General features: G+C 55.7%; 14 protein-coding genes. 4 read left to right on the plus strand and 10 right to left on the minus strand.

The window, feature by feature from the left end:
- Nucleotides 1-6 precede the first annotated feature (6 nt).
- From NQH49_RS00485 to fdnG, 5 genes are all read right to left on the minus strand, one after another.
- A complete protein-coding gene (locus tag NQH49_RS00485) occupies nt 7-618 on the minus strand; it encodes a glutathione S-transferase (RefSeq protein ID WP_256697955.1) in 612 nt (203 codons plus the stop codon).
- A 72-nt stretch (nt 619-690) separates the two neighbouring features.
- A complete protein-coding gene (gene fdhE / locus NQH49_RS00490) occupies nt 691-1617 on the minus strand; it encodes a formate dehydrogenase accessory protein FdhE (protein WP_008104689.1) in 927 nt (308 codons plus the stop codon).
- Complete coding sequence (gene fdoI / locus NQH49_RS00495; protein ID WP_256697956.1) at nt 1617-2258, minus strand: formate dehydrogenase cytochrome b556 subunit; 642 nt, start codon at nt 2256-2258, stop codon at nt 1617-1619. The genes fdhE and fdoI overlap by 1 nt, the downstream gene beginning before the upstream one ends.
- Nucleotides 2258-3157: a formate dehydrogenase subunit beta gene (gene fdxH / locus NQH49_RS00500; protein ID WP_256697957.1), complete on the minus strand. Its 900-nt coding sequence runs from the start codon at nt 3155-3157 to the stop codon at nt 2258-2260. Before fdxH ends, fdoI begins: the two co-directional genes overlap by 1 nt.
- 11 nt (nt 3158-3168) lie before the next feature.
- Nucleotides 3169-6216: a formate dehydrogenase-N subunit alpha gene (fdnG, locus tag NQH49_RS00505; RefSeq protein ID WP_256697958.1), complete on the minus strand. Its 3048-nt coding sequence runs from the start codon at nt 6214-6216 to the stop codon at nt 3169-3171.
- 179 nt (nt 6217-6395) lie between these two features.
- On the opposite strand from fdnG, the gene fdhD reads away from it, so the two are divergent.
- A complete protein-coding gene (fdhD, locus tag NQH49_RS00510) occupies nt 6396-7178 on the plus strand; it encodes a formate dehydrogenase accessory sulfurtransferase FdhD (RefSeq protein WP_372340041.1) in 783 nt (260 codons plus the stop codon).
- Here the strand turns inward: fdhD and NQH49_RS00515 are convergent.
- Complete coding sequence (locus NQH49_RS00515; protein ID WP_256697962.1) at nt 7175-7951, minus strand: DeoR/GlpR family DNA-binding transcription regulator; 777 nt, start codon at nt 7949-7951, stop codon at nt 7175-7177. The genes fdhD and NQH49_RS00515 overlap by 4 nt on opposite strands.
- Before the next feature lie 174 nt (nt 7952-8125).
- Here NQH49_RS00515 and NQH49_RS00520 point away from each other — a divergent pair, with 174 nt between their 5' ends.
- Nucleotides 8126-9466, plus strand: a complete 1341-nt coding sequence (locus tag NQH49_RS00520) for an aspartate aminotransferase family protein (protein WP_256697964.1) — start codon at nt 8126-8128, stop codon at nt 9464-9466.
- A gap of 65 nt (nt 9467-9531) precedes the next feature.
- Here the strand turns inward: NQH49_RS00520 and alsE are convergent, their stop codons facing one another.
- From alsE to NQH49_RS00540, 4 genes are read right to left on the minus strand one after another with little or no spacing between them, the layout of a single operon-like run.
- Nucleotides 9532-10209, minus strand: coding sequence for a D-allulose 6-phosphate 3-epimerase (gene alsE / locus NQH49_RS00525; RefSeq protein WP_256697965.1), 678 nt, complete (start codon nt 10207-10209; stop codon nt 9532-9534).
- 50 nt (nt 10210-10259) lie between these two features.
- Complete coding sequence (locus NQH49_RS00530; RefSeq protein WP_061719314.1) at nt 10260-11519, minus strand: PTS ascorbate transporter subunit IIC; 1260 nt, start codon at nt 11517-11519, stop codon at nt 10260-10262.
- 44 nt (nt 11520-11563) lie between these two features.
- The gene (locus NQH49_RS00535) at nt 11564-11830 is read right to left on the minus strand and encodes a PTS sugar transporter subunit IIB (protein ID WP_256697966.1); all 267 of its coding nucleotides are present in this window, start codon (nt 11828-11830) and stop codon (nt 11564-11566) included.
- 15 nt (nt 11831-11845) lie between these two features.
- Nucleotides 11846-12289 (minus strand): PTS sugar transporter subunit IIA, encoded by a 444-nt coding sequence (locus NQH49_RS00540; RefSeq protein WP_008104669.1) that lies wholly within the window; start codon nt 12287-12289, stop codon nt 11846-11848.
- A 295-nt stretch (nt 12290-12584) separates the two neighbouring features.
- Between NQH49_RS00540 and NQH49_RS00545 the strand changes: the two genes are divergently transcribed.
- Entirely contained in the window at nt 12585-13610 is a 1026-nt protein-coding gene (locus NQH49_RS00545) for a LacI family DNA-binding transcriptional regulator (protein ID WP_256697967.1), read from the plus strand.
- Between the two features lie 160 nt (nt 13611-13770).
- Nucleotides 13771-14388: a superoxide dismutase [Mn] gene (sodA, locus tag NQH49_RS00550; RefSeq protein WP_256697968.1), complete on the plus strand. Its 618-nt coding sequence runs from the start codon at nt 13771-13773 to the stop codon at nt 14386-14388.
- The last annotated feature ends 119 nt before the right edge of the window (nt 14389-14507 follow it).

Consider the following 14507-nt stretch of genomic DNA (forward strand, 5'->3'; position numbering starts at 1 on the left):
GGTGACTTAGAGAGTAGGCGGAACAGTGCGGGCAAAGCTTTCGCGCGCAAACAGGTTTTCGGCCAGCTTCACCAGCGCCGGGCGATTCACGCACCAGTTGGGCAGCACGCGGCGGAAATTCAGGTAACCAATCATGCAGCCGGTGGCGATATCGGCCAGATTCAGCGTGCCGCTATTGAGCCATTCGCCCTGTGCGGCGGCGGTTTCCAGCGCATCAAGGCCGCGCTGAATTTTGTCGCGATTGCGCAGCAGCACCTCTGCGGATTGCTGATCGCCGGGTCGCATTTGCTCGCGCACGATCATCACCGCAGCGTCGTTGATGCCGTCGGCGAGTTTTTCCAGCTGACGAATTTGCAGCGCGTGCAGCGCATCATCAGGCAACAGCGCAGGCGCATCGCCGCGCAGTTCAATCACCTGCGCGATGATTGAGGAGTCGAACCAGGTGAGCTGATTGTCATCAATCAGCGCCGGCACTTTGCCCAGCGGATTGTACTGCGGGACATCGCTGTCATCGGTCCACGGAGAGTGATTAACGAATTCGAAAACCAGGCCTTTTTCCAACAGAATGACGGATATTTTGCGTACAAAAGGGCTGGTGTAGCTGCCAATCAGTTTCATCGTTCGCCTCCGTGTTGAGCTGCGTGGATTTGTGCGTTCATTGAGAAGGTCGCCATGAATGGCGACCTACAGTTAGTCGCCGGGGAACATAAACGGATTCAGGCTGCTGCGTGCGAATCCTTCCTGCTCCATGCGGGCATCCAGCACCAGCGAAGCGAGGTCATCGGCCACCGGTTCCACCGCCGGATCTTTTTCCTGATACAACATCTTCAGGTAGGTTCCGCAGTCGCCGCAGCTCTCTGCTTTCACCGCCGCTTTTTCGCTGTCCAGCGACCAGTAATGCAGATCGCCGGTTTGCTCGCAGTTGGAGCACTTGCTGCGCACCACATACCATTCGCTTTCACACAAATTGCAGTGCAGATAGCGCAGTCCTTGCTGGCCCACGCTCATGTGCACCACGCTGGTGACCGGCACGCTGGCGCACACCGGACAGAACTGGCGATGCTCACCGTATTCTGCGCGTGCTTTGCCCGGAATCAGCGCCGCCATTTGCGCCCAGTAAATCGACAACGCTGCCCAGATGAACGGCGATTTATCGCTGCTCACCTGCGCGAAATCGCCTTCCAGCAGCGCATGCGCCAGATTTTCCAGCTCGGTAGTGGAGGCTTTTTCCAGATTCTCCAGCACCGCCAGCGCCTGGCCGCTCATCTCCGGCTTCAGCTCGGCGATCAGCGAATGCAGCAGACGTTGCCAGTGCGCATCGCGCGGGTAGGTGTGGATATCGAGCGGCGGCTTGCCCTGCTCGGCGCTCTGTGTCAGCCGCTGCTGCAGGTCGATTTGCAGCGGATGGTCATACAGCACGATCTCCTGCGCCTCGGCGATCACCGCAGCAAAGCGCAGGTAATCACCCAGCGGATTCTTCGCGGCCAGGTCGCGCAAACGTGCCGCACGGCGGCTATACAGATTTTTCAGCCGGGGGAAAAGTAACGGCGGAACTTGCTCCGCCGTCAGTTTTGCACCTTTCTCCAGCTGGTCCTGCGGGATGATGCGAATACTCATCAGGGACGTTTTTCCTGTTGTGTTTGGCGTTGGCGCTGCTCGCGATACCAGCGTGGGTGATGTTTCTTCGCCCACGCGGCCGGAACCCAGCCCTCAACCATGGCGGTAATGGTGCCTTTTACCCACAACGCGGCGTAAATGTGCACCATAATCACCATGATCAGCGCCACAGCTGAGACCGAATGCACCACTAGCGCGATGCGAATCAGCGGAATAGCAAAGGCACCGGCAAAGTACGGGCGCCAGATAACAATTCCGCTCACCAGCAGCAAGACTAAGCTGATGATAGCAGCCCAGAACACACACTTCTGCCCGAAGTTGTATTTGCCGGTATCGCCGACCTCTTCGTTTTGCACGATTTTGTGGATGTTTTTCGCCCACACCAGGTCTTCGCGATTGATCAGATTATGTTTCCAATAGCGTAAGAACATGATGATAAAGGCGGCAAACATCACCGTGCCAATAAAGGGATGCAGGATACGCGCCAACTGCGGCGTGCCGAGCACGTGCATCAGCCAGTTAAATGACGGGAAAAAGAAACCCAGTCCGCTCAGGGCGGCGAGCACAAAACAGAACGCCACAATCCAGTGATTGATGCGTTCCGGTGCGCTGTAGCGCACCAGACGATCGCGTTTTTTCATTATTCGCGCTCCTCTTTTTCGTGCAGGTTCTCGTCCTCATCCTCTTCCACGCGGTTCGGCCCTAAGCCAACGTAGTGGAACACTGAGGCGGCAAAGGTGGCGGCAAAACCAATCGCTGCCAGCGGTTTCCAGATCCCTTTCCAGAAAGTCACCGCCGGGCTGATGCTCGGGTTAGCCGGCAAACCGTGATAGAGCTGCGGTTTGTCGGCGTGGTGCAGCACGTACATCACGTGCGTGCCGCCGACGCCTTCTGGATCGTACAAGCCCGCGTTGGCATAGCCGCGCGTATTCAGCTCGGCCACGCGTTCACCCGCCAGCGCCTGCATATCGCTTTTGCTGCCGAAGTGAATCGCGCCGGTTGGGCAGGTTTTCACGCACGCCGGTTCCTGACCAACATTGACACGATCGACGCACAGCGTGCATTTATACACGCGGTTGTCCTCTTTATTCATACGCGGCACATCGAACGGACAGCCAGCGATGCAGTAGCCGCAGCCAATGCACTGTTCTGACTGAAAATCGACAATGCCGTTGGCGTACTGAATAATCGCGCCTTCAGACGGACACGCCTTCAGGCAGCCGGGATCGGCGCAGTGCATGCAGCCATCCTTGCGGATCAGCCACTCTAACTTGCCGTTCTCCTCCACTTCTGAGAAGCGCATCACCGTCCAGGATTTGGCGGTCAAATCGGCGGGATTGTCGTACACCCCCACGTTATGTCCCACTTCATCGCGGATATCGTTCCACTCCGAACACGCCACCTGGCAGGCTTTGCAGCCGATGCAGGTGGTCACGTCGATCAGTTTCGCCACTTCCTGCTGATGGTTACGCGCCTGCGGGGCAGGCGTGAGTCCATTGGTGGCGGAGCGGCGGATAATGTCTTGAGATTGATAAGCCATATTCGTTCTCCTTACACCTTCTCGACGTTGACCAGGAACGCCTTAAATTCTGGCGTCTGCGTGTTGGCATCACCGACAAACGGCGTCAGGGTGTTGGCGATAAAGCCTTTTTTCGCCACGCCCTGATAACCCCAGTGAATCGGAATGCCGATGGTATCGACGATTTTGCCGTCGACGTTGAGTGGACGGATGCGCTTGGTGACCACCGCTTTGGCTTTGATGTAGCCGCGATTGGAGCTCACTTTCACCGTATCGCCCTGCGCGATGCCGAGCTTGTTGGCCAGCTTCTCGCCGATTTCGATAAACTGTTCCGGCTGCGCGATGGCATTGAGCCGCGCGTGTTTGGTCCAGTAATGGAAATGCTCGGTGAGGCGATAAGTGGTGCCGACATACGGGAACTGCTCCGCCTGGCCCATCGATGCCAAATCGTCCTTGAACACGCGCGCCGCCGGGTTGGATACCACGTTCGGATGCAGCGGGTTGGTACCAATCGGCGTTTCAAACGGCTCGTAGTGTTCCGGGAACGGACCTTCAGCCATTTTGTCGAGCGCAAACAGGCGGCCCATGCCTTCCGGCTGCATGATGAACGGCCCAACATCGCTGCCTGGTGCGGCGGCGCTGTAATCCGGCACATCCATGCCGCCCCATTTCGCGCCATCCCATTTCAGGATTTGGCGTTTCGGATCCCACGGATTGCCTTGCGGGTCAGCCGAGGCGCGGTTGTAGAGAATGCGGCGATTCAGCGGCCATGCCCAACTCCAGTTCAACGTGTTGCCCAAACCGGTGGGATCGGTGTTGTCGCGGCGCGCCATTTGGTTACCGTCCGGCGTCCAGCTGCCGGCGAAAATCCAGCAACCGCTGCTGGTGCTGCCGTCATCTTTCAGATGGGCAAAGGTGCTGAGCTGTTGGCCTTTTTTCACCAACAACGTGCCTTTGTCATCGTACACATCGGCCAGCGCTTTACCGTTGTTCTCCATCGCCACTTCTTCCGGCGCTGGATTTTCTGGCGTCAGGTAGTTCCAGCTCATGTTCAGCACTTGCTCAGGCAGCGCGCCGCCTTCACTGGCGTACATTTTGCGCAGGCGTGAATAGATGCCGGAAAGGATTTCGCCATCATTCAGCGCTTCGCCCGGTGCATCCTGACCTTTCCAGTGCCACTGCAGCCAGCGTCCCGAGTTGACGATCGAACCGTTCTCTTCAGCGAAGCAGGTAGAGGGCAGACGGAACACTTCGGTCTGAATTTTTGACGGATCAACATCGTTAAACTCGTCGTGATTCTCCCAGAAGGTAGCGGTTTCGGTGTTGAGCGGGTCGATGGTGACCAGGAACTTCAGCTTCGACAGTGAATCAATCACTTTGCGCTTGTTCGGGAACGACGCCACCGGGTTAAAGCCTTGGCACAGATAGCCGTTGACCTTGCCTTGCGACATCATCTCGAAGTACTGCAGCACGTCGTAGCCTTTATCCCACTTCGGCAACCAGTCGAAGCCCCAGTTGTTTTCTTTCTGGGCTTTGTCGCCGAAGAAGGCTTTCATTTGGCTGACAAAGAATTTCGGGTAGTTGCTCCAGTAGTTCACCTGGCCCGGCAGCAGCGCTTTTGGCGTGTTGGCGGCAAGATAACTCTGCAGATCGGTCTGTTTCTCCGACGGCAAGGTCATGTAACCCGGCAAACTTTGCGACAGCAGACCGAGATCGGTCAGACCCTGAATATTCGAGTGGCCGCGTAGCGCATTGATGCCGCCGCCAATCATGCCCATGTTGCCGAGCAGCAGCTGAATCATCGCCATGGTGCGGATGTTCTGCGCACCTACCGAGTGCTGCGTCCAGCCGAGCGCATACAGGAACGAGGTGGTGCGATCGCGCGCGCTGGTTTCGCCCAGCAGTTCGCAGACATGCAGGAAGTCAGCTTTTGGCGTGCCGCAGATGCGTTCAACAATTTCCGGCGTGTAGCGGCTAACGTGTTGCTTCAGCAGGTTCCACACGCAGCGCGGGTGCGTCAGCGTGGTGTCGCGTTTAGCAAAGCCGTCATCGCCTAACTCGTAGTTCCAGCTGGTTTTGTCGTACTTGCGATTCGCTTCGTCGTAGCCGCTGAACAGGCCATCTTCAAAATGATAATCCTCACGCACAATCAGGCTGGCGTTGGTGTACGCCTCGACATATTCGCGCTGGATTTTTTCGTTTTGCAGCAGCCACAGCAGTACGCCCGACAGGAAAGTGATGTCGGTGCCCGAGCGGATCGGCGTATAGAAATCGGCTACCGATGCGGTTCGTGTGAAACGCGGATCGATAACAATAATTTTGGCTTTGTTGTGAATTTTGGCTTCCATCGCCCAGCGGAATCCCACGGGATGCGCTTCAGCGGCGTTACCGCCCATCACAACGATCAGATTGGCATTACGGATGTCGACCCAGTGATTGGTCATCGCACCGCGACCAAATGTTGGAGCAAGACTTGCTACCGTTGGTCCGTGTCAAACGCGTGCCTGGTTGTCGACCGCTAACATGCCGAGCGATCGGGTAAATTTCTGGGTTAAGTAACCGGTTTCGTTGCTGGATGCCGAAGCACACAACATGCCGGTGGAGAGCCAACGGTTTACCGTCACGCCAGCGGCGTTCTGCGCCACGAAGTTAGCGTCGCGGTCGGCTTTCATCAGCTTCGCGATGCGATCAAAGGCATCGTCCCAGCTAATGCGCTGCCATTTATTGGAGCCTGGCGCGCGGTATTCCGGGTATTGCAGGCGACTTTCACTGTGGATGAAGTCGAGCAGACCTGCGCCTTTCGGGCACAATGCGCCACGGCTCACCGGATGATCCGGATCCCCTTCGATGTGGAAAATGGTCTCTTTGGCGTTTTTCGCGCCGTCACCGAGGCTGTACATTAACAAGCCACAGCCGACTGAGCAGTAAGTGCAGGTGTTACGGGTTTCGCGCGCGCGCAGCAGTTTGTACTGCCGCGTTTCCGCCAGCGCTACCTCTGGCGCAAAGCCGAGCAGCGCTGCCGTTGTCCCTGCCATACCGCCAGCACACACCTTGAAGAATTTTCTTCGGCTGACGTTCATGGATTATCCTTTCAACATGATTGATTGTACTTTTGCAGTGCAGTGGATCGGGCGTCACAATAACCCGACGAATATTGCGGCAATAGCGACCTAATAATACCACTACTTTAGTAAGGTTGTTGTATGAGGCGAAAAAAGTGACAGAGAATGAGCAGGAAAGTCATATTAATGTGAATAAGATCTCAGGCGCGGTGCAGGCGCAGGTGCATCAGCGGCGTGATATCAGACTCGCGGAAACTGACTGGCTGGCCGAGGAAGTGCCGGTGGCGCTGGTCTACAACGGCATTTCACACGTTGTGATGATGGCGACACCCAATGATTTGGAAGCTTTTGCGTTAGGTTTCTCGCTCTCGGAAGGCATTATTGCGCGCCCGGATGAAATCTTCGGCATCGATGTGGTGCCGGGCTGTAACGGTGTTGAAGTGCAGATTGAGCTCTCCAGCCGCCGCTTTATGGCGCTGAAAGAGCAGCGTCGTGCGATGGCCGGACGCACCGGCTGCGGCGTATGTGGCGTCGAGCAACTTGATCAAATTGGTAAGCCGCTACAGCCGCTGCCATTCAGCCAAACCTTTGATTTAGCTAACCTTGATACAGGCCTGGCGCAGCTGCGCGATTACCAGCCGATCGGCAATCTTACCGGCTGCACGCACGCGGCGGCGTGGATGTCACCGCAAGGCGAATTGCAGGGCGGCTATGAAGATGTCGGTCGCCATGTGGCGCTGGATAAACTGCTGGGGAATCGCAGCCAGCAGCCGTGGCAGCAGGGCGCGTTGCTGGTTTCCAGCCGCGCCAGCTATGAGATGGTGCAGAAATCCGCCATGTGCGGCGTGGAAATTCTGTTCGCGGTTTCGGCGGCGACCCAGCTTGCCGTTGAGGTGGCCGAACGCTGTAATCTCACGCTGGTTGGCTTCAGTAAGCCGGGCCGCGCCACGGTTTACAGCCACCCGCAGCGTCTGCGTTAAACCACCTGTACCTGCGGCAACGCCTGTTGCAGCGCTGCCAGCGCACCAGGTTTTGCTGCGCCGCTGTCGCAAATCAGCAGATCGACTTCCGCAATCGGCGCATAAACGGTGCGGCTGATCACGCCGAGTTTGCTGTTATCCGCCAGTAAAATGGTGCGATTCGCCTGCTGCACCATGGCGCGGGCAATCGCCGCTTCGTGGGGATGAAAGCTGCTGGCACCGTTTTTAGCATCGATACCGACCGGCGAAAGCAGCGCCACATCGGCGCGATAACGATAAATTTCGCCGATCGTCATCTCCCCGCGCGTTTGCTGCGCGCCCGCCATCATCATGCCGCCAAGCAAAATCACCTGATTATTCAACGTCTCATGCTCCTCCGCCGCGCTCAGCGCCAGCGCGGCCTGCAAACTGTTGGTGATGATGGTTAAACCCGACATGCTGCGCAGCTGTTCGGCCAGCATGGTGGTGGTGGTGCCGGCATCGAGGAACAGCGTTTGGCCGGGCTGAAGATGCTGCGCGGCAGCAACCGCAATCGCGCGTTTCTCTTTCGCCTGCGCGTTGCGGCGCACCTGTAATGGCGGTTCCGGCTGGCTATCGACGGCAACCAAACCACCATGTACACGCCGCGCCAATCCCTGCGCTTCCAGTTCAATGATGTCGCGCCGCGCGGTTTCGCGCGAAATGCCAAGCTCGTTGATGATGCGTTCGGTGCTGAGCTGATGTTGCGTGGTCAGCAGCGCGCGAATGCGGTGTAAGCGGGTTTCCTGCAGCATGACTTTTCCCTGTGGCGTGTTCAACCTGGGCCTAAGCTTACCTGAGTGTCATGATGCCGTCATGTGTATTTGGTTGTATTTGTGTATTTGGTTGCATTTGTCGTCAAAGCAGGCATGATATTGGCAAACGGCGATTTCGCATGCACCCCTTTCACCTTCGCAACGGGAGTTACCATGGCTACACGTTCTACCATCATGGATACCAACAGTTTTCGTGCTGAGCACGCCGACGGGCTGGATGCGGCAACCCGCAAGCTCACCGACAAGCGCAGCAAAGTGTTGGGCGAGTCGTATCGCCTGTTTTACCGCAAGCCGGTGCACTTGGTGCGCGGCGAAGGGCAGTATGTGTGGGATGCCGCCGGTGATAAATATCTTGATGTGTACAACAACGTGGCGAGCATTGGTCACTGCCATCCGGCGGTGATTGAGGCGGTGAATCAGCAGATGAAGATGCTGAATACCCACACGCGCTATCTGCACGAACGTATTCTCGATTACACCGAAGAGCTGCTGGCGACCACGCCGGATGCCATCGATCGCGCCATGTATATGTGTACCGGTTCGGAAGCCAACGATTTGGCGATCCGCGTGGCGCGTGCTTTCAGCGGCGGCACCGGCATTATTGTGTCGCAGGAGGCGTATCACGGCACCAGCGATCTTACGTCCGGTGTGTCACCCGCGCTCGGCAGCGGACAGCCGCTGGCGGCAACCACGCGTCTGGTTTCACCGCCGGCTGCTTATCGCGTGAATGCGCCCGATCTCGGCGAGTGGTTTGCCAATGAAATCCAGCAGCAGATTGACGATATGAAAGCGCACGGCATTAAGTTTGCCGGCTTCCTCGCTGACTCCATCTTCTCTTCCGATGGCGTATTGCCGAACCCGCGCGGCTTCCTGCAAAAAGCGGTCGATGTGGTGCATGCCAACGGCGGGATTTTCATCGCCGATGAAGTGCAGCCGGGCTTTGGCCGTACCGGCGATGCGTTCTGGGGCTTTGCGCGTCACGGCGTTGTGCCCGATGTGATTACCACCGGCAAGCCAATGGGCAACGGCATTCCGGTTTCAGGTTTGCTGGCGAAAAGCGATGTGCTTGCCGCGTTCAGCGATGAAATTCCTTACTTCAACACCTTTGGCGGTAATCCGGTGGCGATGGCCGCCGCGCAAGCGGTGTTGACGGTGATTAAGGAAGAGGGCTTGCAGGAGCACAGCCGCGTGGTGGGCGCAAAACTACTAGGTGAATTGCAGAAACTGATGGATCGCCATGATTCGATTGGCGATGTGCGCGGTGCAGGTCTGTTTATTGGTTTCGAACTGGTGCAGGACCGCGCCAGCAAAGCGCCGGACAAAACGCTGGCGCTGGATTTGATCGAAAAACTGCGCGAACACCGCGTGCTGACGTCAGTGGCGGGGCCGTACGGCAACGTGCTGAAACTGCGTCCGCCGTTGGCGTTCCAGGAAGCAGATATCGACTGGCTGGTAGGCGCGCTGGATAAGTCGTTGAGTGAGTTGGGGCGGTAAAACGGTCGCTGTGGATAGGGTGCGGTAATGAATGAGGTCGCCACGAATGGCGACCCTACGAGGTATCACGCTGCGGTTTCCTCGGCGAAAATGCTCTCCATCTTCTGCCACGCCTGCGCCACATCGTCATCCAGATTAAACAATCCTGACGTACCGACAATAAACACATCGACGCCGGAAGCGGCGATTTGTTTAAAGGTGCGCGCATTGCACGAACCATCAATTTCGGTCAGATAGTGATAACCGTGCTCTTCGCGCATGGCGATCAGCTGGCGAATCTTATTCAACGTTTCCGGAATAAACGTCTGGCCGGCGAAGCCCGGATCCACCGACATCACCGTCACTTTATCCAGCAGATGCGCATATTCACGAATACTTTCTGCCGGTGTAGCCGGATTTAACACCACGCCGCAGCGACGGCCCGCGTCTTTAATCTGCGTCAGCAAGCGGAAGATTTTATTGTTGGCGGTTTCCGGGTGGAAGCTAATAATATCGGCGCCCGCCTCAATGCACATCGGAATAATGTCTTCCGGATGATTCACCATTAAATGCACGTCAATCGGCACATCGGTAATTTTACGCAGGTTCTCAATAAAGAATGGCGACAGCGTAATATTCTTCACGTAGCTGCCATCCATAATATCGACATGATAAAAGGCGGCGGTGCTATTCATCGCTTCGACCTGCTCGCGGAAGCGCGTGAGATCCATGCACATTAAGGAGGGGGAAAATTTGGCTTGCATAACTTATTTCCTCATTACAAAAACAGCGCCCGCAGGCGCTGTTGATGACATCAATGGAAGAACGAAATAATGTGGCCGAGCACGATACCGACAATGCCGAAGTCAGCATCGCCGAAGGTGGTGGAAGCAAAGCCGAGGTCGCCCATCAGCGGCAGCAGAATCGCTGGCAGGAAGGAGATCAGCAGGCCTTGCACAAAGGCGCCAATCACTGCGCCACGACGTCCGCCGGTGATATTGCCGTAGACGCCCGCAGTTGCACCGCAGAAGAAGTGCGGCACCAAACCCGGAACGATGACGCTCAAACCAAACAGCGGGCACAGGAACATGCTGATCAAACCGGCGGAGAAGCTCGACAGGAAGCCGATGATCACCGCGTTTGGTGCGAACGGGAATACGGTTGGGCAATCCAGCGCCGGTTTGGCGTTGGGTACCAGTTTATCGGCGATGCCTTTAAAGGCCGGCACGATCTCCGCAATCACCATACGCACACCGGCGAGGATGATGTAGACGCCAGCAGCAAAGGTAATCGACTGAATGATGGCGAACACAATGTAGTTCTGGCCGCCACTGATGCTTTCGGTGAACGCTTTGCCCGCAACCAGAACCAACGCGATAAACAGAATCATCATGGTCAGCGAAATCGCTACCGATGAGTCGCGCAGGAAGTTGAGGGTTTTCGGCACCTTGAGTTCTTCAATCGACGGGCTGCCTTTACCGACCACTTTGCCGACCAACGCGGAGAGCAGATAACCGGTTGAGCCAAAGTGGCCGAGCGCCAGATCGTCCGAGTTGGTGATTTTGCGGGTGAACGGCTGCAGAATCGCCGGGCAAACCACCATCATGGTGCCGAGAATCAGCGAACCAATCAGCACCAGCCAGAAGCCGTGTATGCCGCCTACCGATAGAATCACCGCCAGCATCGCCGACATATATAGCGTGTGGTGACCGGTCAGGAAGATGTATTTCAGCGGTGTAATGCGTGCCAGCAAGATGTTCACCAGCATACCGAACACCATGATCATGGCGGTTTCGGTGCCGTAGCTCTTCTGCGCCAGCGCCGCCATTGCATCGGTGTTGGGTACCACGCCCTGAATATTAAACGAGTGCTCAAACAGCTGGCTGAAGATGGTTAATGTGGCCGCAATTAAATTGGCCCCGGCGATGAGAATAACAAAACCCATGATGGTTTTAAGCGTACCGGAAATAACATCAGAAACCGGTTTCTTTTGCAGTAATAAACCAAACAGGGAAAAAAGGCCGACAAGTATTGCGGGTGTTCCAAGAACATCCTTTATAATAAATTGCAGCATAACCTACTCCGTATTAAGTAGCGTGTACTTGCCTTACAAGGTTATTAAATATTTTCAGCGATAATTTCTTTGATTTTTGCATTATCCAGCAGGTTAGTCAGGCCAACGACTTTCGCGCTGTGTCCGGCTAATTGATCGGCAATATCTTTCGCGGCAATAATTAAATCAGCCTGTTCAGATTTCGCTGAGGTTAAATCGGTGTGGCCCACTTCGGCTTCTTTACCCAAATCCGCCACAATCTTCTTCACGTTCATTTCAACAATGAAGCTACTGCCTAAACCATTTCCGCACACAATCAGCACTTTTTTCATAATAGGGTTCTCTGGTTATTTATTTTCAATGACAGCTTCAATCGCTGACAGGGTAGAAGCCGACAGCAACTGCTGCAGGCGGGATTCGTCGCTGAACACGTCGGCTAATGCGGTGATCATCTGAATATGATCGTCGCCAGACACCGCACATAGCATGATGACCACATAAACCGGATCGTTTTCATCGGCCTGAAAGCTCACGCCATTCTTCACATGCAGCAGCGACAGGCCGTTTTTGCGCGCGCCTTGTTCCGGGCGGGCATGTGGCATCGCCAGACCCGGCGCCAGCACGTAATACGGGCCGAGTTCGGCATGCGAAGTGAAGATGGCATCGAGATAAGCCGGGCTGATGGCGCCCGCGGCCAGCAGCGGTTCGGCGGATAAACGCACCGCTTCCTGCCAGTCGCTAACCTGCTCTACGACACGAATATGTTGCGGTGTTAGCCATTGAGTGAGCATCAGTAATTCCTGTTTATTCGTCGATGGGGTGCAATGTAGGTTATTTTCTCAGCGGTTTTCTGTGATGATTGTCGCAAAAGTTAGCGCTAACACCGTTATTGTTAAAAAACGTGTTATCGCTAACATTTCCTTGCTGCGCGTTTGTCTTCGTTGCAAGCACCTGACATGCTCAATCATTCTGAAAAGATCGCGGGGTGAGGGATGCCCGAAACTGTAGTTTTTCACATGGCGCGTTAACAGATTTGGTTTTAAGCTGCGTCCTGGCAAAAAAGTAGCGAGTAATGCAGGAGATCGCATGACAGAAAAAAAGCGGCGCGGTACCGGCAAAAGTACTTTAGCCGATGTTGCCCGTTTGGTGGGTGTAAGCACCATGACAGCATCGCGTGCGTTGCGCATGCCGGAAAAAGTGTCGCCTGAAATTCGCGCCAAAATCGATGCGGCGGTGATTGAGCTCTCCTATGTCCCGAACGTGCAGGCGAGTAATCTGGCATCGGCGACATCACGCTTGATCACCATGGTGGTACCGTCGTTTGCCACGCCGGGCAGTGCGATTGTGTCGGAAGCGCTGCAGGAAGTGCTGCGGCCGCAGGGTTATAACATGATGCTGGCGGAAGCCAATCATTCGGCTGCGGAAGAGAGCGAGCTGATCGAAATGCTGCTCTCCTATAATCCGGCGGCGATGGTGCATTTCAATTTCGATAACGCCGCCGAAGCGCATCGCCTGCTGAGCAATTCCGGGTTGCCGGTGATGGATATTGGCGGTGTGCATCCGAATTCGGCGGGGATCAGCATTGGTGTCGATTACGCCAAAGCGATTCGCCAACTGGTGCAAAGCCTGGTCGAGCGCGGTTATCGTAATCTCGGTTTGTTGTGCACGCAGAGTAATAACACCATCTTCCGCCAGCTGTTGAATGGCTGGCACAGCGGCATGCTGGCGATGAATCAGGCGCCGCATCGCGTGGTGACATCGCCGAAAATGCCAACCTTTGCCGCCGGGCACAGCTTGCTGGCAGAGATTCGCCTCACCTGGCCAGAGCTGGATGTGCTGATTTGCACCAGCGATGAAGTGGCTTGCGGTGCCATCATGGCGTGTCATGCGGCGGGGATTGCCATTCCCAGCCAGTTAGCGATTGCCAGCATCGGCGGCGGCCCGTTAGCGGCAGTGTGTTCGCCGCCGCTGACCAGCATTGTGCTGCCGTATGAAGAGATGGGGCGCACGGCGGGTAAACGTCTGCTGGCGGCGCTCAAAGGCGATGAACCGCCAGCCATCAATGAGCTGCCGGTGCAGCTTAAACTGCGCGCCAGCAGCCACAAGGTGTAGCCGTGCGTGCGCACCTTTTCCCAGATTCATCAAATCCTTATCAATTCTAAGGCATTGATAACCCTTTTACGGATCATGTTTTTAACTATAATGATCCGACTGCTTACGCGGCACGCCCAGTGAGGTGGTGCTGCAAAACACTAAAATGGAGAGGAAGAACATGAGTTATTCACTGCCATCCCTGCCGTATGCGTACGACGCACTGGAACCGCACTTCGACAAGCAGACGATGGAAATCCATCACTCTAAACACCACCAGGCCTACGTTAACAACGCTAACGCTGCGCTGGAAGGTACCGAATTCGCTGACCTGCCGGTTGAAGAACTGATCGCTAAACTGGATCAGCTGCCAGCAGACAAAAAAGGTCCACTGCGTAACAACGCAGGCGGCCACGCTAACCACAGCTTCTTCTGGAAAGGTCTGAAACTGGGCACCTCGCTGCAGGGCGAGCTGAAAGCTGCCATCGAAAAAGATTTCGGTAGCGTTGAAGCTTTCCAGGCTGAGTTTGAGAAAGCCGCTACCACTCGCTTCGGTTCAGGCTGGGCGTGGCTGGTGAAAAAAGGCGACAAACTGGCTGTGGTTTCAACCGCAAACCAGGACAGCCCACTGATGGGTGAAGCGGTCGCTGGCGTTTCAGGCACTCCGATCATCGGCTTGGACGTGTGGGAACACGCTTACTACCTGAAGTATCAGAACAAACGTCCTGATTACATCAAAGCATTCTGGAACGTGGTGAACTGGGACGAAGCTGCAGCGCGTTTCGCTGCTGCGAAGTAAGTTCAGGCTATAGCCGCAACACGAAACCGGTGATGATTTCACCGGTTTTTTTTCGTCTTTTTTAAACCCTTTCTAAACGACCTGAATATTCACGCGTACGATTATTGCGCGGCGAAAGC

Origin of the sequence: Pantoea trifolii (assembly GCF_024506435.1) — a bacterium.
GTDB lineage: Bacteria > Pseudomonadota > Gammaproteobacteria > Enterobacterales > Enterobacteriaceae > Pantoea > Pantoea trifolii.